Origin of the sequence: Streptomyces sp. NBC_00370, from assembly GCF_036084755.1 — a bacterium.
Classification (GTDB): Bacteria; Actinomycetota; Actinomycetes; order Streptomycetales; family Streptomycetaceae; genus Streptomyces.
The window spans coordinates 3,832,980-3,857,490 of record NZ_CP107968.1 but is presented as its reverse complement, the minus strand read 5'-3'; the positions used below and the strand labels follow the sequence as shown (position 1 = coordinate 3,857,490).

At 70.5% G+C, this 24,511-nt stretch carries 26 protein-coding genes, 1 tRNA gene and 1 pseudogene; 15 read left to right on the top strand and 13 right to left on the bottom strand.

Going from position 1 to position 24,511, the window contains the following annotated elements; translation table 11 throughout:
* Nucleotides 1-83 precede the first annotated feature (83 nt).
* Complete coding sequence (gene rlmB / locus OHS57_RS17135; protein WP_041988078.1) at nucleotides 84-1,028, top strand: 23S rRNA (guanosine(2251)-2'-O)-methyltransferase RlmB; 945 nt, start codon at nucleotides 84-86, stop codon at nucleotides 1,026-1,028.
* Between the two features lie 76 nt (nucleotides 1,029-1,104).
* Here the strand turns inward: rlmB and OHS57_RS17130 are convergent, their stop codons facing one another.
* Nucleotides 1,105-2,733, bottom strand: coding sequence for a glycosyltransferase family 2 protein (locus OHS57_RS17130; protein ID WP_328582519.1), 1,629 nt, complete (start codon nucleotides 2,731-2,733; stop codon nucleotides 1,105-1,107).
* Between the two features lie 192 nt (nucleotides 2,734-2,925).
* Here OHS57_RS17130 and OHS57_RS17125 point away from each other — a divergent pair, with 192 nt between their 5' ends.
* Complete coding sequence (locus tag OHS57_RS17125; RefSeq protein WP_443043075.1) at nucleotides 2,926-4,605, top strand: DoxX family membrane protein; 1,680 nt, start codon at nucleotides 2,926-2,928, stop codon at nucleotides 4,603-4,605.
* 105 nt (nucleotides 4,606-4,710) lie between these two features.
* Here OHS57_RS17125 and OHS57_RS17120 read toward each other — a convergent pair whose 3' ends face one another.
* The 3 genes from OHS57_RS17120 to OHS57_RS17110 form a co-directional block, all read right to left on the bottom strand.
* A complete protein-coding gene (locus OHS57_RS17120; protein WP_041988090.1) occupies nucleotides 4,711-5,427 on the bottom strand; it encodes a nucleotidyltransferase family protein in 717 nt (238 codons plus the stop codon).
* A gap of 38 nt (nucleotides 5,428-5,465) precedes the next feature.
* Complete coding sequence (locus OHS57_RS17115) at nucleotides 5,466-5,885, bottom strand: hypothetical protein (RefSeq protein WP_041988093.1); 420 nt, start codon at nucleotides 5,883-5,885, stop codon at nucleotides 5,466-5,468.
* A gap of 241 nt (nucleotides 5,886-6,126) precedes the next feature.
* Entirely contained in the window at nucleotides 6,127-7,263 is a 1,137-nt protein-coding gene (locus OHS57_RS17110; RefSeq protein ID WP_041988096.1) for an ABC transporter ATP-binding protein, read from the bottom strand.
* A gap of 204 nt (nucleotides 7,264-7,467) precedes the next feature.
* On the opposite strand from OHS57_RS17110, the gene OHS57_RS17105 reads away from it, so the two are divergent.
* Nucleotides 7,468-7,541, top strand: a tRNA-Thr gene (locus OHS57_RS17105).
* 61 nt (nucleotides 7,542-7,602) lie between these two features.
* Here OHS57_RS17105 and OHS57_RS17100 read toward each other — a convergent pair.
* Complete coding sequence (locus OHS57_RS17100; protein ID WP_328582517.1) at nucleotides 7,603-8,187, bottom strand: TetR/AcrR family transcriptional regulator; 585 nt, start codon at nucleotides 8,185-8,187, stop codon at nucleotides 7,603-7,605.
* Nucleotides 8,188-8,287: 100 nt separating this feature from the next.
* Between OHS57_RS17100 and OHS57_RS17095 the strand changes: the two genes are divergently transcribed.
* Both OHS57_RS17095 and OHS57_RS17090 read left to right on the top strand, forming a co-directional pair.
* Nucleotides 8,288-9,313, top strand: coding sequence for an aldo/keto reductase (locus OHS57_RS17095; RefSeq protein ID WP_041988277.1), 1,026 nt, complete (start codon nucleotides 8,288-8,290; stop codon nucleotides 9,311-9,313).
* 106 nt (nucleotides 9,314-9,419) lie between these two features.
* The gene (locus OHS57_RS17090; protein WP_041988280.1) at nucleotides 9,420-10,280 is read left to right on the top strand and encodes a class I SAM-dependent methyltransferase; all 861 of its coding nucleotides are present in this window, start codon (nucleotides 9,420-9,422) and stop codon (nucleotides 10,278-10,280) included.
* Nucleotides 10,281-10,299: 19 nt separating this feature from the next.
* On the opposite strand, the gene OHS57_RS17085 is transcribed toward OHS57_RS17090, so the two are convergent.
* Genes OHS57_RS17085 through OHS57_RS17075 form a run of 3 tightly spaced genes read right to left on the bottom strand, consistent with a single transcriptional unit; the run spans nucleotide 10,300 to nucleotide 12,363 of the window.
* Complete coding sequence (locus OHS57_RS17085; protein ID WP_328582516.1) at nucleotides 10,300-11,118, bottom strand: APH(3'') family aminoglycoside O-phosphotransferase; 819 nt, start codon at nucleotides 11,116-11,118, stop codon at nucleotides 10,300-10,302.
* Between the two features lie 46 nt (nucleotides 11,119-11,164).
* Nucleotides 11,165-11,842: a hypothetical protein gene (locus OHS57_RS17080; protein WP_328582515.1), complete on the bottom strand. Its 678-nt coding sequence runs from the start codon at nucleotides 11,840-11,842 to the stop codon at nucleotides 11,165-11,167.
* Between the two features lie 59 nt (nucleotides 11,843-11,901).
* Entirely contained in the window at nucleotides 11,902-12,363 is a 462-nt protein-coding gene (locus OHS57_RS17075; protein WP_041995912.1) for a pyridoxamine 5'-phosphate oxidase family protein, read from the bottom strand.
* 342 nt (nucleotides 12,364-12,705) lie between these two features.
* Here OHS57_RS17075 and OHS57_RS17070 point away from each other — a divergent pair, with 342 nt between their 5' ends.
* On the top strand, nucleotides 12,706-13,353 hold the full coding sequence (locus tag OHS57_RS17070) for a DUF4232 domain-containing protein (protein WP_041988288.1): 648 nt from the start codon (nucleotides 12,706-12,708) through the stop codon (nucleotides 13,351-13,353).
* Here OHS57_RS17070 and OHS57_RS17065 read toward each other — a convergent pair.
* Entirely contained in the window at nucleotides 13,341-14,399 is a 1,059-nt protein-coding gene (locus tag OHS57_RS17065; RefSeq protein ID WP_328582514.1) for an Lrp/AsnC family transcriptional regulator, read from the bottom strand. The genes OHS57_RS17070 and OHS57_RS17065 overlap by 13 nt on opposite strands.
* A gap of 111 nt (nucleotides 14,400-14,510) precedes the next feature.
* Here OHS57_RS17065 and OHS57_RS17060 point away from each other — a divergent pair, with 111 nt between their 5' ends.
* The 3 genes from OHS57_RS17060 (at nucleotide 14,511) to OHS57_RS17050 (ending at nucleotide 16,913) form a co-directional block, all read left to right on the top strand.
* Nucleotides 14,511-15,242 carry an SDR family NAD(P)-dependent oxidoreductase gene (locus OHS57_RS17060; RefSeq protein ID WP_328582513.1) on the top strand — a complete coding sequence of 244 codons (732 nt, stop codon included), beginning with the start codon at nucleotides 14,511-14,513 and terminating at the stop codon, nucleotides 15,240-15,242.
* 184 nt (nucleotides 15,243-15,426) lie between these two features.
* Nucleotides 15,427-15,711 (top strand): hypothetical protein, encoded by a 285-nt coding sequence (locus tag OHS57_RS17055; protein ID WP_041988297.1) that lies wholly within the window; start codon nucleotides 15,427-15,429, stop codon nucleotides 15,709-15,711.
* 11 nt (nucleotides 15,712-15,722) lie between these two features.
* Complete coding sequence (locus OHS57_RS17050) at nucleotides 15,723-16,913, top strand: glutathionylspermidine synthase family protein (protein WP_328582512.1); 1,191 nt, start codon at nucleotides 15,723-15,725, stop codon at nucleotides 16,911-16,913.
* 201 nt (nucleotides 16,914-17,114) lie between these two features.
* On the opposite strand, the gene OHS57_RS17045 is transcribed toward OHS57_RS17050, so the two are convergent.
* Entirely contained in the window at nucleotides 17,115-19,331 is a 2,217-nt protein-coding gene (locus OHS57_RS17045; protein ID WP_328582511.1) for an MMPL family transporter, read from the bottom strand.
* A gap of 196 nt (nucleotides 19,332-19,527) precedes the next feature.
* Between OHS57_RS17045 and OHS57_RS17040 the strand changes: the two genes are divergently transcribed.
* From OHS57_RS17040 to OHS57_RS17025, 5 genes and pseudogenes are all read left to right on the top strand, one after another.
* Nucleotides 19,528-20,256 carry a TetR/AcrR family transcriptional regulator gene (locus tag OHS57_RS17040; RefSeq protein WP_328582510.1) on the top strand — a complete coding sequence of 243 codons (729 nt, stop codon included), beginning with the start codon at nucleotides 19,528-19,530 and terminating at the stop codon, nucleotides 20,254-20,256.
* 3 nt (nucleotides 20,257-20,259) lie between these two features.
* Nucleotides 20,260-20,328: pseudogene (locus OHS57_RS37780) on the top strand (twin-arginine translocation signal domain-containing protein); the annotation flags it as partial.
* Between the two features lie 287 nt (nucleotides 20,329-20,615).
* Nucleotides 20,616-20,981: a hypothetical protein gene (locus OHS57_RS17035; RefSeq protein ID WP_328582509.1), complete on the top strand. Its 366-nt coding sequence runs from the start codon at nucleotides 20,616-20,618 to the stop codon at nucleotides 20,979-20,981.
* Nucleotides 20,978-21,181, top strand: coding sequence for a hypothetical protein (locus OHS57_RS17030; RefSeq protein WP_328582508.1), 204 nt, complete (start codon nucleotides 20,978-20,980; stop codon nucleotides 21,179-21,181). The genes OHS57_RS17035 and OHS57_RS17030 overlap by 4 nt, the downstream gene beginning before the upstream one ends.
* A 136-nt stretch (nucleotides 21,182-21,317) precedes the next feature.
* Nucleotides 21,318-21,995 (top strand): histone deacetylase, encoded by a 678-nt coding sequence (locus OHS57_RS17025; protein ID WP_328582507.1) that lies wholly within the window; start codon nucleotides 21,318-21,320, stop codon nucleotides 21,993-21,995.
* Between the two features lie 28 nt (nucleotides 21,996-22,023).
* Here the strand turns inward: OHS57_RS17025 and OHS57_RS17020 are convergent, their stop codons facing one another.
* Nucleotides 22,024-22,683 carry an ABC transporter permease subunit gene (locus tag OHS57_RS17020; protein WP_328582506.1) on the bottom strand — a complete coding sequence of 220 codons (660 nt, stop codon included), beginning with the start codon at nucleotides 22,681-22,683 and terminating at the stop codon, nucleotides 22,024-22,026.
* A 122-nt stretch (nucleotides 22,684-22,805) separates the two neighbouring features.
* Here OHS57_RS17020 and OHS57_RS17015 point away from each other — a divergent pair, with 122 nt between their 5' ends.
* Nucleotides 22,806-22,994: a hypothetical protein gene (locus OHS57_RS17015; RefSeq protein ID WP_328582505.1), complete on the top strand. Its 189-nt coding sequence runs from the start codon at nucleotides 22,806-22,808 to the stop codon at nucleotides 22,992-22,994.
* On the opposite strand, the gene OHS57_RS17010 is transcribed toward OHS57_RS17015, so the two are convergent.
* Together OHS57_RS17010 and OHS57_RS17005 are read right to left on the bottom strand one after the other, a co-directional pair.
* Nucleotides 22,987-23,961: an ABC transporter ATP-binding protein gene (locus tag OHS57_RS17010; RefSeq protein WP_328582504.1), complete on the bottom strand. Its 975-nt coding sequence runs from the start codon at nucleotides 23,959-23,961 to the stop codon at nucleotides 22,987-22,989. The two genes, OHS57_RS17015 and OHS57_RS17010, sit on opposite strands and share 8 nt — an antisense overlap.
* Nucleotides 23,958-24,431, bottom strand: coding sequence for a GntR family transcriptional regulator (locus OHS57_RS17005; RefSeq protein ID WP_328582503.1), 474 nt, complete (start codon nucleotides 24,429-24,431; stop codon nucleotides 23,958-23,960). The genes OHS57_RS17010 and OHS57_RS17005 overlap by 4 nt, the downstream gene beginning before the upstream one ends.
* Nucleotides 24,432-24,511: the final 80 nt, after the last annotated feature.

Below are 24,511 nucleotides of genomic sequence, written 5' to 3'. Positions count from 1 at the left end.
GTACGCTGTCACTGAACCCCGTTACACATATGAACGCCGCGTACGCCGCGTACGCATCACGGAAGCAACGAAACAGGTAGGTCATGGCCGGGAACAGCAGGAACCGCCGCACGTCCGGCAAGAAGGGCATGCAGGTCGGTAGCGGCGGCCAGCGGCGCCGGGGCCTCGAAGGCAAGGGCCCGACCCCGCCTGCCTCCGCGCGCAAGGGCCATGTCAAGAACCGCGTCGCCAACGCGAAGGCCAAGCAGACCCAGCGCCGTCAGGTCGCCCGCCGTGGCGGCAAGGGCACCAGCGAGATGGTCGTGGGCCGCAACCCGGTCTTCGAGGCGCTGCGCGACGGTGTGCCCGCCTCGATGCTCTACGTGCAGCAGTTCATCGACAACGACGAGCGGGTCCGCGAGGCGCTCCAGCTCGCGGCCGACCGCGGCGGCATCCACCTCATGGAGGCCCCCAAGCCGGAGCTGGACCGGCTGACGAACGGCCTCAACCACCAGGGCATGGTGCTCCAGGTCCCGCCGTACGAGTACGCGCACCCGGACGACCTCGCCGCCGCCGCCTTCGACGACGGCGAGGACCCGCTGATCGTCGCGCTGGACGGCGTCACCGACCCGCGCAACCTCGGCGCCGTCGTACGGTCCGTCTCCGCCTTCGGCGGCCACGGCGTCGTCGTCCCCGAGCGGCGCGCGGCCGGTATGACGGCCGGTGCCTGGAAGTCGTCGGCCGGCGCCGCCGCCCGTACGCCGGTCGCCCGCTGTACGAACCTGACGCGGACGCTTGAGGCGTACCGCAAGGCGGGCCTGACCATCGTCGGGCTCGCGGCGGACGGTGACACCGAGGTCGGCGAGCTGGCGGCGCTGAGCGGACCCGTCGTCATCGTCGTCGGCAGCGAGGGCAAGGGCCTGTCGCGGCTGGTCGGCGAGACGTGCGACTTCCGCGTCCGGATCCCGATGCCGGGCGGCGCCGAGTCGCTCAACGCCGGTGTGGCGGCGGGGATCGTGCTGTACGAGGCGTCCCGCCACCGCGTCTGACGTTCTGGCGTCAGACGCGGTGACGTGCGGCGGTCCCGGCTGGCCAGGCGCCGCCTACGTGCCGCCCGCGTGCCGGCTACGTACGGCGGTTGAGCGCGCCGCGTGCCCGCAGGACGCGGCGTCTGACCCGTAGCAGCAACGGCGGTCGCACCCCGGCCCGCAGGACCGGGGGCGCGCCGTCCTGCGGGACCGTCAGCGACACCGGCAGCTCGGTCTCCTTCTGCCGGCCGCAGTTCACGATCCGCGCCTTCAGCTCCCAACTGCCGCCCTTACGGCCCGCGTTGATGGTGTCGGGGGCGAGCCGTGCCACCGACTGCTGGACCAGTCTGAACGCGCCGTCGGTGTCGCCGCCGTCGTCGCCGCTGCTGCTACTGCCGTCGACCGGGACGCGCTTCGCCGTACTCGTACCCGGCAGGAAGAACTCCTCGCCGCCGCCGCCCCTGCGGCGCGCCACGACGTCCAGCCGCGCTTTGTTCAGCCGGTCCGTGACGTCCAGGGCCTCCGGCGGTATGCCGCCGACCGGCAGTCGCAGCAGGTCGGCGCCGCCTTCGTGCGTGTACGTCAACGGGCCGTCGGGGCCGATCAGTTCGGCCTCGACGGTGACCTCGTCCTTCCCCGTCACCCGGGCCGTCGCCTTCGCCCGGATCGCCGCCTCCCAGCGCCCCAGCTCGGCCAGTTCGTCCGCCCTGCCCTGGACGACGAGCGCCACCACGGCGCGCTGCGGCGCCGGCAGCCCTGCGGCCACCCCTGGTGCGAACCGCTCCGTCACCACGGACCGCACCTCGCGGAAGAAGTCCGCGCGCCACTCGGCCGGCGCGTCGAGATACCGCGCCGCTGTCAGCCGCGCGACCATCTCCACCCGCAGCCACCGCCGGTGCAGCCGGTCGCGCAGCGCGCCCGGCTCCGTGTTCGCGTCCACGATGTCCAGCGCCTCGCGTACGTTGCCGAAGTAGCCCGCCGGGTCGAAGCGCCGGAAACCGGCGTTCGACGCGTCGGCGCGCGCCACGTGGAAGTAGCAGACGTAGTCGGAGAGCACCGAGATCCGGTCGGCCGCGAAGTACGCGGCCGTCACGAACACATGGTCCTCCAGGCGCCGCTTGCCCTCGGGGAAGCGCAGCCCGTGCTTCAGCAGGAACGACCTGCGGAACATCTTGTGCGGGGTGAGGCTGTCGATCAGCGGATCGGCTGCGAGCGTCGCGTCCGGCCGGTTGTGCCGGAACAGCTCGCGCGGCACGTTGCGGCCGCGGCCCGCCATCTTCCCGATGACGACGTCCGCGTCGTTCTCCTTCGCGTACGCGTAGAGCCGCTCCAGCGCCTCGTCGCCGAGCCAGTCGTCGTTGTCGGCGAACTGGACGTACTCGCCGCGCGCCCGGTCGATCCCGATGTTGCGGGGGCGGGAGGGCCAGCCGGAGTTGGGGATGTGGACGACGGTGATGTTGTCCTGCTCGGCGGCCAGTGTGTCGAGCCGGGCGCCGGTGCCGTCCGTCGAGCCGTCGTCCACGAAGATCGCTTCCCAGTCGGTCTTCGGCATCGACTGGCGCAGCAGTGAAGTGATCAACTCACCGATGTCGGCGCCCGGGTTGTAGACCGGCACGACCACGCTGACCTTGGGCGGCCCACCGCTCACGGCAGGTTCCTGCGTCTCCTCGGCGGCCGTTGCGCTTAAGTCCCGTGCGGGGTGGCCGTTCTTCTGTTCGTTCGCCATGGAAGCAGGATGCCGCAAAAGGAACACTTGCGGCGCGTCCGGCCAACAGATCGGGGCGGCGCCGGATGATCTTGACGGGTCTCGGACATATCGCGCGCGTCAAGGCAGTGTCCTAAACACAAGTCACTCGGTTAGATGAGTGTGGACACCAGAACGCCCCGGCCCGGGTTCGACGATCAGCCCCCGCTGAGCATGCTCAAGGTGGACTGCGATCCCGCGCAGGTCATCGTGAACCACGCCAGCTTCCGGGTGAAACTCGCGACGCCCCAGCGCACGGGCACCGCACGCGCAGGCACCGCACGCGCGGGCGCCGACACCGCGCGTATCCCCGCCATGAGCGGCACCGCAGGCAAGGCAGGCGCCGCGGGCGCCGGCGCCGTACGCCGCCGGGCACCCGTCGTCTGGAGCGGCAGGTCCGAACCGGGTGACCCCGGAGCGACCGGGCTCCTCCAGGCCGTACGGAACTCCTCAGCGGTGCGCGCGGGCGGCGTGGCCGCCGGCGGCGGCTATCCCGAAGCGGCGGAGGGCTACGACACCGGCGCCACGCAGGTCATCCCCCGGATCGACCTCGACGACGACGGCACGACCGTCGTCCCCGCCGTCCCCGGCGGTGGCGGCCGCAGGCCCGGGGGGCCGCTGCTGCCCCCGATGCGGCAGGCCGTCGGCGCGTACGACACCCCCGAACACGACCCGGACGAACAGAGTTACGAGCTCTACCCCGACTCCGACTCCGGTTCCGACACCGGTCGCGACGGGCCGCGCAGCCAACGGCACGGCGCCGACAACGTCCGGCACGCGTACTACCCGGGCCGCCGGATGAACCTCGGCGTGGTGCTGCTCCCGCTGCGCGTGTTCCTCGGGTTCATCTCCATCTACGCCGGCATGGGCAAGCTCTGCGACCCCGTGTACTTCGACGGCGGCGAGCGCGGCTCCATGGTGAAGTGGCTCAACTCGCTGCACCCGTGGGCCCTCGCCGAGCCGCTGCGCGACTTCGCGCTCTCGCACCCGGTGGGCGCCGGGCTGAGCGTCGCGTTCCTCCAGATCGTCGCCGGTGTGCTCACGGTGCTGGGTCTGTGGCAGCGGGTCGCGGCCTCCCTCGGCACGCTGCTGTCGGCGGCGCTGATCCTCACCGTCAGCTGGCGGACCGTACCGGCGTACGACGCGCCGGACATCATCTACCTCGCCGCCTGGTCCCCGCTGATCATCGCGGGCGCGCCCGTCTACTCCGTCGACGGACGCCTCGCGGGCGAGGCCTGGCGCAAGCTCGGTCCGCGCTCCGAGATCTGGGACCTGCGCAGGCACGTACTGCGCCGTGGCACGGTCATCGCGAGCGTCGTCATCGGGCTGACCCTGCTCATCGGGTCCGTGCTCGGCGGGGCCGTACGGTCGTCCGACATGGTGACGGTGCCGGGCCCGAACCAGGACCCGGTCAACCAACTCCCGGGCGCCCCACTGCCGCAGAAGTCGCGGCACAGCAAGGCGTCGCAGTCGCCGACCGGTTCGGACCGTACGAGCGGCCGTCCGACGGAGCCGTCGGCGGGCAAGTCGCAGAGCCCCACGGCGCAGCAGTCCACGGCGGGCAGCGTGGCGCCCGCCCGGCAGAGCGGCCCGTCGGACACGTCGGGCACCGCTCAGCAGCCCAGCAGGACGCAGGGCACGGGCGGCGGCCAGGCGCCCCCGCAGACGGCCCAGCAGGCGCCTCCGGCGACCGGCAGCCAGGGTCCCGCCTCCAGCGGCGGTACGAGCGGTGGCGGCGGCAGCACGGGCGGCGGCAGCGGCAGTGACGGCGGCGACAGCGGCGGTACGAGCGGCGGGTCGACGTCGGGCGGTGGCGGCGGGGCGAAGAACCCGATCGGCGGGCTGCTCGGCTGAGCCCGGGACACACGAGGGAGGGGCGGCCACCGGGACAGGGGTGGCCGCCCCTTCGTGACGTACCCGCACGTCGTGACGTATCCGCACGTGCGGCCTTGAGGAGCCTCAAACCCCGCCGGTGGCAAGCTCCTTGGCGGCCTCGGTGAGGTCCTTCGCGGTGTCGATGGCCCGCCAGTACGCGCCCTGCGGCAGCGGGAAGCCCGCCAGCCGGCGCTCACGGGCCAGCCGGGGGAACGTCGTACGTTCGTGGTCGCCGCGGTCGGGCAGCAGCTCCACGAAGTCCGGGGCGAAGACGTACACGCCCGCGTTGATCAGATAAGGCGACGGGGGCGACTCGATGAAGTCGAGGACATGCCCGAACTCGTCGGTCTCCACGGCCCCCCAGGGGATCCGGGGCCGGGCCAGCGCCAGCGTCGCCGTGGCGTCGCGCTCCGCGTGGAACGCCGCCATCTCGCGCAGCGAGAACCGCGTCCAGATGTCGCCGTTCGTCGCGTACCAGGGCTCGGTGGGGTCCTTCAGATGCGCGGCGGCGTACTTGAGCCCGCCGCCGCGCCCGAGGGGTTCGGACTCGACCACCGTGGTGACGTGGAGCGGCAACACGGCGTCCTCCAGCCATTCCTGGAGGACTTCGGCGAGATGGCCGCAGGAGACGACGGCGTCCGTCACCCCCTCGGCGGCCAGCCAGGAAAGCTGATGGCCGATGATCGGGGTCCCCGTGCCGGGGATCTCGACCATCGGCTTGGGACGGTCATCGGTGTACGGGCGCAGCCGCGACCCCTGGCCGCCCGCCAGGACCACGGCCTGCGTCGGATAGGTATGCATGCCGTGCACGATATGCGGGGCGGGCAGGGAGCCCTCGGTCAGCTCCCCGCGGTCTGCTGGGAGACCCCGTAGGCGAACGACGTGTCGCACACGGGACGCGAGAACGACTGCGCCCGTGTGGGACCGTAGTGGGCGACGGCCGCGCGGCCCAGGGACCGGGCGATCGACATGCAGTGCTTGGCGAGCGAGGGACGGGCCTCGACCTCACGCTGGAGATGGGTCAGGGCGATCCCCGGGTCCTTCTCCTGAAGCTCGACCAGGAGCTTGTCGCGGAGAATGTCCTGCGGGGTGCGGGACTTGGCCTTCACGGACGCGGTGTCCGACGAAGCGGTCATGATCTGCGACTCGGAACTGGACGCCCACGGGACACGCGCGACAGCGAGGGTCCCGGAGAGCACCAGAACGACGGGCAGTACGAAGGCGAGAGTTCGGCCGATACGGCGGGCTGTATGGGTCACGCAGGCGAGCGTAGCGGCCAGTGATGATTTGGCGACATTTAGTCACTCTGCCGGGGGATGGTTCGAGGGGTCTTTTCGAATTACGTGTTGACGACCCTCGGTCGAAGTGGCCTGTATCCCGGGGCATTTGTCGACTTACGCCGACGGCCCCGCACCGGAGTGCGGGGCCGTGCGGACGAATTCGCGCCGGTGAACGGGGTGGGCGCGTCAGTCGTTCCAGTCGATCGCTTCGATCGGGGAATCAGTCGGTGAGGCGCTCGCCGGTGGAGGTCGAGAAGACGTGCAGCTCGCCCGGGTGCGGGGTGACGTGGACCGTCGTGCCCTTCTCCGGCACCGAACGGCCGTTGACGCGGACGACCAGTTCCTTGGTCTCGTTGTCGAGCTCGGCCGAGCCGTAGACGTAACCGTCGGCGCCCAGCTCCTCGACGACGTTGACGGCGACGGCGAGGCCGGCCGGGGCGTCGTCGGTCGCCTTCGAGAGCGACTTGGTGGCCGCGCCCTCTTCACCGGCGATGTCGAAGTGCTCGGGGCGGACACCGACCGTGACGGTGGTGTCGCCGCGGTCGGCGGCGGCGGACAGCGCCTCACGCGAGACCGGGACGATGGTGTTGCCGAACTTCACACCGCCGTCGGTGATGGGGACCTCGATCAGGTTCATCGCGGGGGAGCCGATGAAGCCGGCGACGAAGAGGTTCTTCGGGCGGTCGTACATGTTGCGCGGCGAGTCCACCTGCTGGAGGAGCCCGTCCTTGAGGACCGCGACGCGGTCACCCATGGTCATGGCCTCGACCTGGTCGTGCGTGACGTACACGGTGGTGATGCCGAGGCGGCGCTGCAGCGAGGCGATCTGGGTACGGGTGGAGACACGGAGCTTGGCGTCGAGGTTCGACAGCGGCTCGTCCATGAGGAACACCTGCGGCTCACGCACGATGGCGCGGCCCATCGCGACACGCTGACGCTGACCACCGGAGAGCGCCTTCGGCTTGCGGTCGAGGTACTCGGTGAGGTCGAGGATCTTCCCGGCCTCCTCGACCTTCTTGCGGATCTCCGCCTTGTTGACGCCGGCGATCTTGAGCGCGAAGCCCATGTTGTCGGCGACGGACATGTGCGGGTACAGCGCGTAGTTCTGGAACACCATCGCGATGTCCCGGTCCTTCGGCGGCAGGTGCGTGACGTCGCGGTCACCGATGCGGATCACTCCGTCGTTGACGTCCTCAAGACCCGCGAGCATGCGCAGGGAGGTCGACTTGCCACAACCGGAAGGACCGACGAGGACGAGGAACTCGCCGTCGGCGACATCGAGCTCAAGCTGGTCGACAGCGGGCTTCGTGGAGCCCGGGTAGACCCGGGTTGCCTTGTCGAACGAGACAGTAGCCATGATCAGTGTGTCCCTTCACCGGCAGGAACGTGCCGGACGATCCGAGTAAAGGAATGGATCTTCCACAGGGAAGCGGAAGATGGGTCTAGTCCACCTGGGTGAACTTGGGGTGACGTTACCCCCGGATTTCCGATCTGTCAGTAGGTTCACCTGCACGAAATTCTGCCGGAGCACTGATCGGAGACGGCTACACTTCTCTCGCGCGCCTCCTTAGCTCAGCTGGCCAGAGCAACGCACTTGTAATGCGTAGGTCGTCGGTTCGAATCCGACAGGAGGCTCCGAAAACCCCAGGACTCACTCGCCGTGACCTGGGGTTTTTCCTGTTTCCTGGCGGACTCCTCAGCTGTCGCGCCGCGCGCCGTAGCGGAGACCGTCGACGAGCAGCGCGACCATTCGCTCGTCGGCGGTGCGGTCCACGCCTCCCGTGCAGATCCGGGAGACGGCGTACAGCAGGTCCAGCGGGGCGATGTCGGCGCGGACCTCACCGGCGGCCGCTGCCGCTTCGAGGAGTTGGCGCAGTGCGGGCTCGAATCTCTGTTGGAAGTAGGCGGGCAGCGGCTCGAAGGCGGGGTTGCCCGAGTGCAGGGCCGCGGACAGCCCGCGTTTGGTGCCGACGAACCCGGTGAAGCGGCGCAGCCAGCGGGCCAGGGCCTCGAAGGGCTCCTGGGTCGCGGCCAGGACGGCCGCCTCGTCGGCGCAGGCGTCCACCTCATGCCGGAAGACGGCCGAGACCAGGTCCGAGCGTTCGGGGAAGTGCCGGTAGAACGTGGCGAGACCGACTCCCGCACGGCCTGCGATCTGGCGCACGGGGGCATCCACGCCCGCTTCGATGAACACCTCACGAGCCGCCTCGACCAGTGCGTCGACACTGCGCTGCGCGTCTGCGCGCACCCGGCGGGCCGGCTCGGGGCGGGGCGTGCTCATGTGTCCCTCCGATTGCTAACTGAGAAGGTGTTCCGTATCGTCTAAATGGTAAGACGTTCCGTTTTACCGATCGTAACAGCAGCAGTACCGGAGGACAGCCATGAAGTACCGCACGCTGGGCCGCACCGGCATCCAGGTCAGCCCCTACTGTCTGGGGGCCATGATGTTCGGCGCCATCGGCAATCCCGACCACGACGACTCGATCCGCATCATCCACAAGGCGCTCGACTCCGGTATCAACTTCGTCGACACCGCCGACGTGTACTCGCGCGGCGAGTCGGAGGAGATCGTCGGCAAGGCCCTCAAGGGCCGCCGCGACGACGTCGTCCTCGCCACGAAACTCAACGGCGCGATGGGCGAGGACCCCAACATGCGCGGCGGCTCCCGGCGTTGGATCATGACGGCCGTCGAAGACTCGCTGCGGCGCCTGGGCACCGACCACATCGACCTCTACCAACTGCACCGCCTCGACCCCACGGTCGACCTTGAGGAGACCCTGTCGGCCCTCACCGACCTGGTGCGCAGCGGCAAGGTCCGCGCCGTCGGCTCGTCGGCCTTCCCGGCCTCCACCATCGTCGAAGCCCAGTGGATCGCCGAGTCCCGCGGATTGCAACGCCTGCGCACCGAACAGCCCGCGTACTCCATCCTCGACCGCGGCATCGAGCGCGAGATCCTGCCCGTCGCGCAGAAGTACGGCATCGGGACCCTCGTCTGGAGCCCGCTCGCCCAGGGCATGCTCACCGGCCGCTACCGCAAGGGGCAGCAGGCCGATACCCACCGCGGCGGACTCTTCAAGCACTACAGCGACGAGCGCCGCCTCGACGTGGTCGAGCAGCTCGTCCCGCTCGCCGAACGCTCCGGCATCAAGCTCACCCACCTGGCGATGGCGTTCGCTGTCTCCCACCCCGGGGTCACCTCGGCCATCATCGGCCCGCGCACCATGGAGCACCTGGACGACCTGCTCGCCGGTGCCGACACCACGCTGGACGACGCCCTGCTGGACGAGATCGACGCCATCGTCGCTCCCGGCACCGACGTGAGCCAGCTCGACATGGCCTACAAGCCGCAAGCGCTCCAGCAGGCCGGCCTGCGCCGCCGCCCCCTCGAAGAACGCCCCGCCGCCTAGTGCCGTGACCGGGACAGGAGGCTCTGAAACCCCCGGACTTGCCTGCGGTGCCCTGGGGTTTTGTGCCGCCCGGGGGCGTGGCTACCCGGCGGCCTAGGCTGGGCGCATGACTGACGCGGGGGGACGGGGCGAGCCGTCCGGGGTGTGGGCCACCGCCGTGGGCGTGGCCAGGGTGAGGGCGTTGGAGACGGCGCGGGAGCAGCCGCTGTTCCGGGATCCGCTGGCGGCGGCCTTTGCCACGGCCGGCGGGCTGGAGCCCGGGGCGCCGTTGCCGCCGCGCGCGGACGAGGCGTCGCGGCGGCGCTGGCTCGGGGTGGCCGTCTCGATCGTCATCCGGACGAAGTTCCTGGACGACCTGCTGGAGCGGGCGGTCGCGTCCGGGGTCCGGCAGGTCGTGCTGCTCGGCGCAGGGATGGACAGCCGGGCCTTCCGGATGGACTGGCCCGCGGGGACCAGGCTGTTCGAGGTGGACACGGCCGAACCGCTGGGCTTCAAGGCCTCGGTGCTGGGTCAGGAGCGGGCCGTGCCGCGCTGCGAGCGGATCACCGTCCCGGTCGACCTGCGCGAGGACTGGCCCGGCGCCCTGACCGCCGCCGGGCACGATTCGGCGCGGCCGACCGTGTGGATCGCCGAGGGACTGCTGATCTACCTGCCCGAGGACGCGGTGCAGTTGCTGCTCGAACGGATCGGCGCGCTGTCCGCGGCAGGCAGCAGGATGGGCCTGACACTGGGCTCGCGCGGTGTGGTCGAACGTTTCCGTGGGGACGCCGGTCCGGGATCGGCGGCGTCGATGTGGCTCTCGGAGATGCCGGAGGACCCGGTCGGCTGGCTGGACAGTCTCGGCTGGGAGGCGGAGACCTTCACCTTGCGTGAGCGCGCCGAGGCCTACGGGCGTCCGGTGCTCACCCCGTCACGGCAGAACGAGGGCCCCGGCGGCCTGGTCTCGGCGGTGCGCGCGGCGCACTGAGAGGGCGCCGATCCACGGCTTATCCCCAGGTGAGGGGGTCGAGGTGGAGGTAGAAGTCCGCGCGGTCGCGGTCGAGGACGATGTCGTAGCGGTGGGCGAACGTCTCGTCCGCCGCGGTCGACTGTTGGCCGTCGGTCCACGTCTCGCCTGCGGTGGCGAGGAGAAGGGCGATGTCGGCGTAGGGGTCGGCCCGTCCCAGGCGGCCGAGGTCGATGAAGCCGGCCACGGTTATGCTCTCCGGGTCGAGGATGATGTTGGGCAGGCACAGATCCCCGTGGCAGACGACGGTTTCCGCGGCTTCCTGGGCGAGGCGGCCGTCAACTTGCGGCTCAAGACGCGCAAGCAGCTCGTCCGGAGGTGTCTGCCGCTGATCCTGCGGGAGGAAATCCGGGTTGACCGCGCCGCGCGCGACGACATCGCGGGCAGTGGTGAACATCTGCGTGAGGTCGCGAGTGAAGGGGCACTGCTCCGGCGGAAGATCGTGCAACTGACGCACCGCGCCGGCGATCGGCCGCCAGGCCGCCCGGAGCAGCGAAGCCGGCACACGATCGGCGGGGACTCCCGCGACGCTGCTGGTCAACAGGGCAGCGCCATCGGCGTTGACACGCCAGTCGAGTACGCGTGGACACGGCACCCCCTGCGTGCCGAGCCAGGCGACGCGGTCCCGCTCCGCCTCCAACGAGGCCACGTGCTCGGCTGCGACGCACTTGGCGTAGCGCGATCCGTCAGGAGAACGGAAGACCCCGGCCCCGGACTCGCCGTCCGTGACGGGCTGCCACCCGCCGCCGTCGCGGCCGACGTGCAGCAAGGCTTGGAATACGGACGTCGAATCGATCACGAACCCCAACCTAACCGGGGCGGTGGGAGCGGCAGCCGCACAGGCGTCAGGCCGAGGGCGACACGGGATAGCCGATGGTCTCGGCTGCCCCGGTCACGTCGTCCAGGGAGACGGCCGGGTTGAGGTCGGCGATCACGGATCGGGTCAGGGGGCGCAGGCCGTAGAGGTGACGGACGGCTTCGAGGTCGACGGGGGTCTCGTAGTAGTCCTTGGCAAACGACTGGAACGCCTCGGGAGTGGGGTCGACGAGCAGCCCGAACAGCCATTCCGAGCCGTCGGGGTCCGGATGCCCGCCGGGGAAGTCGATCCGGCCGGCCTGCCAGCGCTCGTCCGCCGGCTGTCGCCACACGCACACCGTCACGACGGGGGTGCCGTCCTCATCCGTGAAGGCGGGTTCGCGGACGTACTTCCGGAACACGTCCGGGACCGAGTCGACCACACCCGGCCACGGCGCCGGCGCGGCGTCGTGCTGGTACGGGCTCAACGGGGACTCGTGGTCGAAGCCGCGTATGAAGGCGCCGGCGGACGAGAAGACGATGTCGAACTCGTCGCCCGATCCGTTTCGCATCGAGGCGAGCGCTTCGGTCTCCGACCAGCGGGAGTTGAACGAGTAGTACCGCTCGCCGGCCGGATCGAGGACCGCCTCCGCCATGGCCATCGCCCGGCACAGGTCCCGCAGGGACCGGATGTCGGGCAGCGCCTCGGCGACGTCGTAAACAGTCATACGGCCCATCCAAGCGGACGCCACTGACACCGCCCTGGCGTCGCCGGTCTGCCATGTGATCAGTCCAGCCACGTGCCCTCGCGCATGAGGACCCTGCCGCGCAGTTCCGGCTCGCCGCGCCAGGCGAGCACGGTCTTCGGCGTCACGCGTATGTACAGAAAGGGGCCCTCTTCCGCGCGTGGGTCCCATCCGAACTTCTCGGCGAACGCGTCCGCGGCGTCCGCCGGCACGTCCCGGTCAGGGAAGCACTCCGCCGTCCCTTGCAGGAGCACCACGTCGAAGGTGTCCGGCAGCGCCAGCCGCACACGGGGCTCCGTGCGTACGTTGCGCGCGGTCGCTGAGGTCTCGGCGGTGCACATCCAGACGGCCTGGCCGTCCCAGCAGAACCACAGCGGCACTTGATGCGGGCCGTGCTCCGGATGGGCCGTCGACACCCACATGTCCCTCTCTGCGGCGAGGCGTTCAAGAGTGTCGCGCCTGCGCTCCGGCACATCACGACGAGCGGTTCCCGTGGTCTGCATGAACACCGACCCTCATCAGCGATTCCGTGGCGCGCATGAGGCGCCGGTCCTACTCCCGGCGACCGACCAGCCTCAAGGGCCGCCGCGTCACGGGTCTGTCCCAGCGGGCGGTGTTCGTGGGGCCGCGCGGAACGGTGCTGGGAACGGGTGTTCCTACCCGTCGGTGGCGGGCGCTCGCGCGGTTGTGGGCGGGTGGCGGGGTGTGTTGTGCCTGGCTGTGCGCGTAACAGGCGTGTCTTAGGCGGTGGTTGTGCGGAACGGATCACCGGGCGCGCTGGGTCTTGATGGTCAGCAACGTACGGAACGGTCCACGTACTGCCAACTGACATCGAGGTAGAAACGATGCGCGTTCACAAACTGACCTTCGCAGCCCTGGCCGTCGTCGCGGGTCTCTCACTGACGGCCTGTCAGAGTGACGACGACAGCGCGGGACAGAGTGCCCCGTCGTCGGCCGCCTCCAACACGCCTTCCGCAGACAGCGGTTCGGGCTCGGACAGTTCGGATCAGGGCGGCGGGAGCGATGCTGCGGGGAACGACTCGGGGGCGAGCGGCTCCAACGCGAGCAGCAAGGTCGGCAAGTGCCGCACCGACGATCTGGAGATCACGGCGACGGACAACACCATCGACGGTGACACCGACGCCACCGTCGCGGTGGAGTTGAAGAACGGCAGCGGCCGGGACTGTGTGATTTCCGGGTACGCGGGCGTCGACCTGAAGACCAACGCGGGGTCGCTCTCCGCCAAGCGCACCGGCCAGGAGACCACATCGGCCGTTCTCAAGGACGGAAAGTCGACGGCCTTCCCGATCAGCTACCCGTTCAACAAGTCGGGCGGCTCCGGCATCCGCATCACGGGCCTGGTCGTCACCCCGCCCGACGAGACGAAGTCCGTCACCCTCGACTGGCCGGGCGAGGCCGCCCTGCCCGTCACCGAAGGCGCCGGTTCTCCGGTGCGGATCGGCCCGGTCGGCAGCGCCGGTCAGGGCGGCTGACTCCTGCTCCTGCGGGAGCGCTCCGTCAAGCGGCCGTCCGACAGCAGTGTGCCCGCCTGCTTGATGTGCCGCAGGACCGGGGAGACCTCCATGGTCTGCAGACCGGGCATGGACCCGATGCGGTCCGAGGTGAACTCGAACAGCTCGTCCAGGTCACGGCAGTGTGCGACGGCGTGGAGGTTGTACGGGCCTGAGACGGCCGCGACGAAGGCGATCTCGGGCTCCTGCGCCAGGGCGCGTCCGAAGGTCTTCACCGCCGAAGGATGCACGCGCAGCCACAGGTTGGCCCGGGTGTGATAGCCGAGAGCCGCCGCGGCGATCTCGACGTCGATCTGGACGACGCGGCTCAGGAGCAGAGCGTGCAGACGGCGGGACACCCGGCCCGGAGTGGAGTCCGCAGCGGCGGCGAGGTCGGTGAGGCCGGCCCGGCCGTCCGCGCCGAGGGCGTCAAGAATCTTCTCGTCGTCGGCGGTGAGGTGTACGGGGTCGCGCGCGACGACCGGAGCTTCCGTGAACGGGGAACCGTCGCTCCCGAGGAGGGTCTCCTCCTCCGCGGACAGCGCGCCGCGCAGGGCGGCCCAGTAGTGGCCCCGGCCTCCCATGAACTGCCGCAGCATGGCGAAGGCATTGATGTCGAGCACGGCGGCGGTGCGCGGAAGCCGTTGGCCGAGCAGGTCTTCGCGCTGTTCCCGGGTGCGTGACTGCGTCGCGCAGGTGATCTCGCAGCCCGCCGCGCTCACCGCCACCCAGTTGACGTCGTCGCGCTGGGCGAGTGCGTCGGCGATGGCCGTGACACTGCCGGGGCGGCAGCGGAGCCGTACCAGCCACCGGCTCTGTCCCAGCGCCCCCGGATTGACCACCCCGGCCACACGGATGACGCCCTCGGCGCACAGCCGCCGGTAGCGGCGGTTGACGGCGCTCTCGGTGAGGCCGAGCGCGGACGCCATCGCAGTGAAGGAAGCCCGAGGAGCGATCTGTAGTGCGCGAATGATTCGCACATCATCGGGCTGCGAGGCGAAGGAATCAGACACTGATGCATCTGTCATGGGGGAAATCCTACAGATCGGCCCCGCCGTCCTGCCGCTGCGGCGGCGCGGCGGACAGACTTGGCAGGCACCCACGACGTAACGAGACGTAACGAACGGAGATGACGCCGGATGTCATCGACTGCCACAGAATCGACTCCCACGGACCGGCGGCCGCCGACCGCCCTCATCGTCGGGGCCTCGCGCGGCCTCGGCCACGCGATGGCGGCGGAATTCCTCGACCGGGGCTGGCACGTCATCGGCACGGTCCGCGACACCACCGCCCGCACACCCCTGCACGACCTCGCGGACGCGGCCGACGGGCGCGTCACCATCGAGCGTCTCGACATCAACGAGCCCGACCACCTGCCGCCCCTGCACGAGCGTCTCGCCGACCGCCGCCTCGACGTGCTCTTCGTCAACGCGGGCATCACGAACAACGAGCGGACGCCGATCGGCGCGGTCCCGGTAGCCGACTTCGTCGAGGTGATGGTCACCAACGCGCTCAGCCCGATGCGCGTCGTCGAAGCGCTCGAAGACCTCGTGGCCCCCGCAGGACTCATCGGGGCGATGACGTCCGGGCAGGGCAGCATCACCAACAACACCACCGGGGGCCGCGAGGTCTACCGGGGAAGCAAAGCGGCCTTGAACATGTTCATGCGCAGCTTCGCGGCCCGCCAGGCCGATACGCGCCGTGCCTTCGTCCTGCTGGCACCAGGCTGGATCCGCACCGAACTGGGCGGCCCTGACGCACCGTTCACGATGGAGGAGTCCGTCCCGCTCCTGGTGGACATCCTGCTGTCCAGGCTGGGCACGCCCGGCCTGGCGTATCTGGACCGCAACGGCGAGACGGTGCCCTGGTAAGCGCCGGGGACGGCACGTGCCGGCGTCGGTGCCGGCGGAGGCTGGGGCTCCGCAACTGGGGTGGTGTGCGGGGCCATACGCTGGGGAGACCCGGGCATTCGTGGGATCAGCGAGGTGCTTAGTCTGGCTTTGCCTAGGGGCGGCCCGTTGCCGAGGGGTGCCCGGCGGGGGAGGAGTGGTTCGGATGGGTGCGGTACGGCAAGGCAGTTTCCGGTCGGGGACGGTGGTCCTGGGGAGCATAGGGCTGCTGGCGGCGACGCTCGTGTCATGTTCCTCCGACCCGGACAAGCGCTGCGTTGACCCGTCGACGTACAAGAAGATCGACGACAAGCAGTGCCATGACGGCGGGACCGGGCGCTACTACTACGGCGGCAAGGTCCGTGGCGGGAAGCTGACCGGCGGCAGTTTCGACAAGTCGGCGGTCAGCCGGGGCGGCTTCGGCGGCCATGGCGATTCGCACGGCGGCTGAGTCGCCGGCCGATGCGACGCCACACCATCACACCGCGCCCGGACTGGCAGCGGATCGTCGAGGAGCAGGGTGTTGTCTATCCCCTGACCCGCTATCCCGACGACACGCTTCGCCCCTACTGGGACGAGAGCGCGTACTACTCCTTCTCGCTGCCCGAGGTGGAGGCGCTGGAAGAAGTGGTCGAGGAACTGCACGAACTGTGCCTCGACGCAGCCGCGTTCATCGTGGCCGAGGACCGCTTCGCCTCGCTGGGCATCACCGACCGGCGGGTTGCCGAGCTCGTCGCCGACTCGTGGCGGCGGCGGGCCGAACAGCCGTCCCTGTACGGGCGGTTCGACCTGCGGTACGACGGTACGGACGGCGCGCCGGCCAAGCTGCTGGAGTACAACGCCGACACACCGACGTCGCTGGTCGAGGCGGCGAGCGCGCAGTGGTTCTGGATGGAGGAGCGGTTCCCCCGAGCCGACCAGTGGAACTCGCTGCACGAACGGCTCGTGGACGGCTGGCGGAAGCAGGCGCATCTGCTGCCGCCGGGGCCGTTGCACTTCGCCCATTCCGAGGCCGACGAGCTGGGCGAGGACCTGATGACGGTCGCGTACCTGCGCGAGACCGCCGAGCAGGCGGGCATAGCCACGGCCGCGCTCTCCGTCGAGGCGATCGGCTGGGACGAGCTGTCGGGGCGTTTCGTGGACGAGCAACTGGGCTTCATACGCGCCTGTTTCAAGCTCTACCCGTGGGAATGGCTGGTGACCGACCGCTTCGGCGAGCACGTCATGGACACCCTCGACAACGGCGGCGGCACGGGTACCACCTGCTGGATAGAGCCCGCGTGGAAGATGCTGCTCTCCAACAAGGCGCTGCTGGCGATCCTTTGGGAACGCAACCCCGGCCACCCGAATCTGCTCCCGGCCTATCTGGACGGGCCGCGCGAGCTGGCCACCACCGGCGGTTACGTCGCGAAGCCGCTGCTCGGCCGCGAGGGCGCCGGTGTCAGTGTGCACGAGGCGGGGGCCGCTTCCGTCGTACGGACCGACGAGCCCTGCTGCTACCAGGAGTTGGCCCCGCTGCCCGACTTCGACGGGAACCGCGTGGTGCTGGGCGCGTGGGTGGTGGGCGACGAGTCGGCGGGCCTCGGTATCCGTGAGTCCGCAGGGCTGATCACCGACGAGTACGCGCGTTTCCTGCCGCACATCATCACGTGACCCCTGCCGGGGGCGTCCGCCGACCGGGGTGGTGGTGCGCTCAACACCACCACCGGCAGGACCGTACGCCCAGTGTGCCGAATCCGCCGCGCCCATAGCCGCGCGGCCCGTCATTATTCGCGGCCACGACGAACCGCCCGCCCCCGGGGGAGGGAGGCGGGCGGTCCGGCCTGCGGTGCGGTGTCGGTCACCGCGCGTCGGTCACCGCGCTTCGGTCACCAGCTCCGGGGTTGTCGCCGGGGCGGTCTCAGGGGCCGATTCGCTGAGGCCGAAGCGGTTGTGGAACGTGCGCAGCGGGCCCGGGGCGTACCAGGCCGCACGGCCCAGCAGGCGCATCGCCGCCGGTACGAGGATGCCGCGTACGGCCACCGCGTCGATGAGGACGGCCAGGCCGCTGCCCAGGCCGAACATCTGCATGAAGCTGAGCTTGGCCGTGCCGAAGGCGAAGAAGCTCACCGCCAGCAGGCAGGCCGCCGCTGTGACGATACGGCCGGTGTGGCCGAGGCCGTTGGTCACGGAGGACTCGTTGTCCTCGCCCTGTTCGTGGAGTTCCTTGATGCGGCTGGTGACGAACACCTCGTAGTCCATCGAGAGGCCGAAGGCGATGCAGAACATCAGCACGGTCATCGACACGTCCATGGGCTGCGCCGTGAAGCCGAGCAGGGAGGAGAGATGGCCGTCCTGGAAGATCCAGGTCATCACACCGAGGGTCGCGCCCAGGCTGATCATGTTGAGGAGCAGCGCGCGCAGGGGCTGCGTGATGCTGCCGGTGAACAGGAAGAGCAGGAGGAAGGTGGTCAGCGCGACCAGGGTGATGGCGAGCGGGAGGCGGCTGCCGATGGAGTGCTTGGAGTCGACCAGTTCGGCGTCGGCCCCGCCCACCAGGGAGTGTGTTCCGGCGGGTGCGGGTACCGCCCGCACCGTACCGACCAGGGTCTGCGCCTCGTCCGACTTCGGTGTCACGGTGCTGACGACATTGAGCTGTTGGGCGTCCGCGCGGCCCAGCGCCGGGTTGCCGCCGCCGGAGTCGCCGGCGCCGTCGCCGTAGGTGCCGGTGCTGGTCTCGACGCGTACGACGCCCTTGAGACCGGCCAGTTCGGCCGCGTACGACTCAAGTGGCGCCTTGCCCACGGGCTTGTCGATGACGACGTGGAGGGCGGCGTCGTCGTTGCCGTTGAACTTCTCCTGCAGTACGGACGACACCTGGCGGCTCTCGGCGTCCGAGCGGAGCACCCGCTCGTCCGGTGTGCCGAAGGTGATGCCGAGGAGCGGACCTGCGGCGACGAGCAGGACGGCGAGTACGGGAAGCGCGGTCAGCGCGGGGCGCCGCATGACGGTGCCTGCCAGCCGGCCCCAGAACGGCGTACGGGAGGTGGTGCGCTCAGGCTTGACCCACGGCAGCCGGCCGCTGTTGACGCGGTGGCCCAGGACGACGAGCAGCGCGGGCATGATGAACAGTGTGCTGATGGCGGCGATGACGACGACACCGATGCCGGCGTAGCCGAACGAGCGCAGGAAGTACTGCGGGAAGACCAGGAGCGCGGCGAGCGCCGCCGCGACGGTCGCCGCGGAGAACGCGATCGTACGGCCGGCGGTGCTCACCGTCCGGCGGACGGCGTCGTCCACGCTCGCCCCTGTCGCGAGCTGTTCCCGGAAGCGGCTGACCATCAACAGGGCGTAGTCGATGCCCAGTCCGAGCCCGAGGGCGGTGGTCAGGTTGATCGCGAAGACGGAGACGTCGGTGACACTGCCGAGGATGTACAGCTCGGCGAACGTGCCAGCGATGGCGACGACACCGATCACCAGCGGCAGCAGGGCCGCGACCAGGCTGCCGAAGACAAGGAGCAGCAGGACGAGGGTGATCGGGACGGCGATGGTCTCGGCGAGGGCCAGGTCGTCGGCCGACTGCGTGCCCATCTCGCTGGTCACGGCGGCGCCGCCGCCGGCCAGGACGGTGAGGCCGCCCTTGTACGGTCCTGCGTACGCCTCGACGAGGCTCTTGGTGTGCTCGTCCCGCTCGGTGTCGTTGCCCGTCACATGGGCGAGCACCATGGCCTCGCGGCCGTCCTTGGAGCGCAGGTCGGGGCTGGCCGTCTCCCAGTAGGAGACGACGTTCTCCAGGTCCTTCTCCTTCTTGAGCTCGGCCACCAGGGACTCGCCGCCCTGCCGGGCGGCCGGGGCGTCGACGCGTCCTTCGGAGGTGCGGACCAGCAGGATCAGGTTCGTCTCCCCGCCGAACTTCTCCTCGATGACCTTGCCGGCGCGGGCGGACTGGGAGGCCGGGTCGTCGTAACCGCCGCCCAGCAACTTGCCGAACGCACCGAAGCCCAAGGCGCCCATGAGAGCCACAGCCACGACGGCGACGACGAGTACCAGCCGGGATCTGCGGATCGCCAGTTCGGCTATGCGTTCAAACACGCGCCTTCTCCTTTGGTTTTCGTACGGGGTTTCCGAGCGCTGAAAGGGGCGCGAAACAGCCGGAGTTGTCGCGCTCTTCGTCGCCGCGAGTGACGTTAGTGAGCCGACGGGAAATTTGGCAGTGTTAGATTTTTCTGACACTCGGGCGCACTCGGCCTACTCGCCGGAGCGTTCGCGACCTACGGAGGAGAACGCCATGGTCCAGCCCTCCCTGCGTGAGCGGCGCAGGGCCGCAGCCACTCAGGAGATCGTGGACGCGGCCGAGCGCCATCTCGCCGAACACGGGCCCGCCGCCCTGTCGTTGCGGGCGGTCGCCCGCAGCCTCGGGATGACCGTGCAGGCGCTCTACCACTACTTCCCCAGCCGGGACGCGCTCGTCACCACGCTCGTCACGAAGGCGTACGACGACCTGGCCGACGCCGTACAGCACGCCGTGGACAACGCGGCGGACGTCGCCGCAGACACCCCCGGCCTGCCGCGGCTGGTGGTCGCCGCCGAGGGCTACCGTCGATGGGCCATTGCCCACCCGGAGCACTTCCAACTCCTCTACGGGACTCCGCTACGGGGTTACGCGGCGCCCGTCGAAGGGCCGACCACGCAGGCGACGCGCCGGATGAGCGCGATCTTCGAGCGCGAACTGTTCGGCGGCTTCACCCCCGAACAACTCGCGGCGGCCGACGCCTCCGCGCTCTCGCCCGCGCTCCACGCCTACCTGGAACAACTGCCGCACTACGGCCTGGGAAACCTGCCGCCCCCCGCGACGGCGCTGCTGCTCAGCGCCTGGGGCCACCTGCACGGACTCGTCGTCCTGGAGGTGTTCGGGCACAGCGTCTTCCTCGGTGAGCACCAGGCCGAGATCTTCCGCATGGCGATGCGGAACCTGCTCGACGACATCTACCGCCGGATCCCTCAACGTCCACACTGAGAGATCACACGCCGTGACTTCCTCGACGGGGTAGCCGTCACCGCCGTCGGCGCGACCGCGGCGATGGCGCTTCCCGGTATGGCACAGGCGGCGCCCAACACGGCACACGGACACCCCGGCGGACACGGGCAGGGACGCGGACACGGCAAGCTCAACACGCCCTATCCGCCCACCCGGACCGGCCTGCGGGGCCAGCAGCCCGGCGCGTACGACGTGGCGCACGCCGTACGTGACGGCGCGTTCGCACCGGGCGCGATATCCGACACCCGGGAGAGCTACGACCTGGTCGTGGTCGGCGGCGGCCTCAGCGGTCTGGCGGCGGCTACCTCTACCGCAAGCACGCCGGGCCGCGGGCCCGGGTGCTCGTTCTCGACGCCCTGGACGACTTCGGCGGCCACGCCCGGCGTAACGAGTTCCACGTCGCCCGCACGATGCTGCTGTCCAACGGCGGTACCGTCAACATCGATACCCCCAGCACCTGGTCGCGCGGTGCCCGTGACCTGCTCACCAAGGACCTCGGCGTCAATCTGAAGGCGCTGGAGGCGACGGTCAAGGGCGACGCGTACGCACCGTACGCGCTGCGCAGCGGCACCCTGTTCAACTCCGAGCGCTGGGGCAAGGACAAGCTGGTCATCCGTGAGACGGGCGAGTCCTGGGCGTCGTACGCGGCCAAGCTGCCGATGAGCGAGGCGAGCCGGGCCGCGCTGGTCCGGCCATCACCGTGAACCGCTGGGCCCACGGGTACGCCTACGAGTACAACTCCCTGGACGACCCCGCCGTGTTCCAGCCCGAGTCGCAGCGCCCCTACGCGAAGGCCCGGCGCCCGGTCGGCCGGATCGCCATCGCGAACTCCGACGCCGAGGCGTTCGGTTACACGCACGCCGCCTTCGACGTGGCGATCCGCGCGGTGTCGCACCTGGTGTGAGTCCGTCGAGACGATCCCTGTCGCCCCGGTCTGGCGGGTTGTCGTCCGGCAGACCCGGGTGCGCGGGATCTACGATGGTGTGAAGGGCGGAAGCCCGCCGGAAGAAGCAGGCCGGAAGAACCACGCCGGAAGAGTCATGACGGAAGACCTGAGTGTCATCGGAGCGTGGCGCGGCGCGAGCGGGTCGGCGGCGCGCGTCTGGTACGTCTCGTACGGCTCCAACATGCATCTGGACCGGCTGACTTACTACATCGCCGGGGGCCGGCCGCCGGGCACCGCCGCGACGTACCCCGGCTGCCGGGACCGGCGGCCGCCGCAGGCCTCCGTGCCGGTCGAACTGCGCGGCTGCATGTACTTCGCCACCGAGTCGGTGGTGTGGACGGGCGGCCGGGCCTTCTACGATCCGGCCGGCCGGCGGCGCGTACCGGCGCGCGCGCATCTGGTCACCGCCGAGCAGTTCTCCGACATCGCGGCCCAGGAGATGTACCGGGCCCCGGGCGCCGACCTGGATCTGACCGAGGTGCTGGAGCGCGGCCGGTCGGTGCTCGGTCCTGGACGGTACGAGACGCTGTTGTGTCCGGGGAGTGTGGACGGCTCTCCCGCGCTCACCTTCACCGCTCCGTGGAGTGTGCACGACGTCGCGTGGAACAAGCCGTCCGCCGCCTACGTCAGGCACCTGGCCGCCGGGCTCGTGGAGGCAGGCGCCTGGGACGTGGCCGACATCGCCGTCTACCTCGCGAGCTGCCCGGGCGCCGCGGGCGAGTGGAGTCCGCAGGACATCGCGGACCTGATCGCCGACCCGAGCGCCCACTGACGTCAACAGGGCTGGGCCTGCTGACCGTTCAGACGGTACGGCGCTTCAGCGCCCAGAAGGCGGCGGCGACCGCGAGCGCGGTCAGCGCGAGAAGGATGCCCGTCTCGGTCAGCTGGCGGGGCCAGAAGTCGTCGGACGGCAGGTAGCGGCGGGTGAAGCCGACCACGTCGTGGTTGGCGAGGCAGCGCAGGTTGTCGTAGCACTCCGGGTCGGCGATCCGGGCGCCGGACCTGGTGATCGCCCGGCTGTGGACGGAGAGTTCGGGCACCCCGTAGGTGTGCTGGAAGGGCCAGGTGCCACTGCGGACGGCCGTGATCGCGTACTGCACCACGCCTGCGGCGACCATGGCCGGCACCGTGCGGCGCAGCAGGAGGCCGCAGAGCGCGCCGACAGCCAGGGAGAGCAGCGGTGCGGCGACGGTGGCGAGGCCGACGGAGAAGTACAGCCGGCGGGGCGGGAAGCCGGCGAGCAGCAGATTGCTGTGGGCTGACCAGACGAGCCGGTACAGGCCGACCAGTACGGCCGTGGTCAGGACGACGACGGCGGCGGGGACGGCGAGTTTGGCGGCGAGCCAGCGGGCCGGGGATATGGACTGCGACCAGGCGAGTTTGTGGGTGCCGCTCTCCAGCTCGCGGGCGATCAGCGGGCCGGCCGCGAACAGCGCGAGGGCGAACGACGCGAGAGCCATCAGCGTGGCCGGGGTCGTAGAAGAGGTCGTTGTACGTGCCGGAGAGGACGGTGCTGAACGCCCCGCCGCTCCAGGCGTCCTCCTGCGCCCCGGCGTAGCCGAACCGGTCGAAGGCCTTCTGCGTGCCGCTCGCCCCCGGCCCGCACAGCCAGAGCAGCAGCCCCGCGGTGACGATCGCGTACCCGGCCCAGATCCACAACGCGCTGCGGTGCAGGCGCAGTTCCGACCTGAGCAGCGCGCGCCGCGAAGGGCGGCCCGCAGGGCGGTCTTCCCGCGTGGTGGGGGCGGTGGCGGCGGCTGCGGTCATGTGAGGAGTCCTTGTGAGGGGCGGTTGTCGGTGGTCCCGGCTGCGGCGTGCTCGCCGGCGTGCCCGCTCGGATCCGGCGCGCTCATGTCCGGGGTGAGGAACGCCGGCGCGTCCGGGTTGCGGAGGTGGGCCACGAGCAGCTCGTCCAGCGTCGGTCGCGCGGAGTCCCAGGTGTCGGCGAGCGGTCCACGCGGACGGATCAGCGCGGTGCGGCCACGGCCGGTGGTGCGTGACTCGACCACCGTGTGCGGAGCCAGGCCGGTGTCCCGGCCGGTGACCACGGCGTGTGCGGCGAGCAGCGCGTCGACCGAACCGCCCAGGTGGGCCCTGCCGTTGCCGAGGAGCAGCAAGTGGTCGCAGGCGTCGTCGAGTTCGGCGACTATGTGGGACGAGAGCAGGATGCTGGTGCCGTGTTCGGCCGCGTCGGACAGCAGCAGCCCCATCAACTCCCGCCGGGCGAGCGGGTCGAGGTCGGCCATCGGTTCGTCCAGCAGCAGCAGGTCGGGCCGCTTGCCCAGGGCGAGCGCGAGGGCCACCCTCGTGCGCTCCCCACCGGACAGGTCGCGGACTCTGCGCTTGGGGTCGAGGCCGCCCCGCTCGACGATCCCGGCCGCGTACGCCGCGTCCCAGCGGGCGGCGTTGAGGTCGGCGCCCATCGCGAGGGTGTCGGCGACGGAGAGATACGCGTAGAGCGGCTGGTGCTGGTCCAGATAGCCGACCCGGCCGCGGTGCGTGCCGGGGGTGGCGCCGAGGACCGTGACGCTGCCGCCGGTGGGCCGGGCAAGACCGGCGGCGATCCGCAGGAGGGTGGACTTCCCCGCGCCGTTGAGGCCGACCAGCGCGCAGACGCTGCCCGCGGGGACGCGGAAGGAGCAGCCCTCCAGGGCGCGGGTGGCGCGGCGGCCACGGCCGTAGCTCACGGCGAGACCGTCCGCCTCGATCACGGCCGGAGCGCCGCTGGTGATACTCACTGCTCCCCCTTCGGGAGATGTTCGGCCGGGGAGTTTTCCGCCGGGGAGTGTTCGGCCGGGGAGTGTTCGGCCGGGGAGGGTTCGGCCGGGAAATGCTGGTCCAGTACTGCCGTCAGGAGCGCGGCCGCGCCCTCGCGGTCGACGCCGGCCGCGAGCGCCCGGCGGGCCCAGTCGTCCAGTGCCGCCCGTAAGGCCGACTCGGCGCCGGTGTCGCCGAGCGTGGCGAGTATGAAGGTGCCCACGCCCCGTCGCGCCTCGACCAGGCCGGCGCGTTCCAGCTCGCGGTACGCCTTCAGCACGGTGTTCGGGTTGATGGCCGTGGCCTCGACGACCTCGCGCGCGGTGGGCAGTTTGTCCCCGGGTTCGAGGAGTCCCAGCCGCAGTGCCTGCTCGGTCTGCTGGACGATCTGGAGGTACGCGGGGACGCCGCTGCGCCGGTCGATGCGGTACTCAAGTCGTTGCTCGGCCACCGGCGAGGGCCCCTTTCACTAATTGACTAGTGAAAGTTCGCACAGCGGGAGCGACACCGTCAAGCCGGGGGGCGACGGCT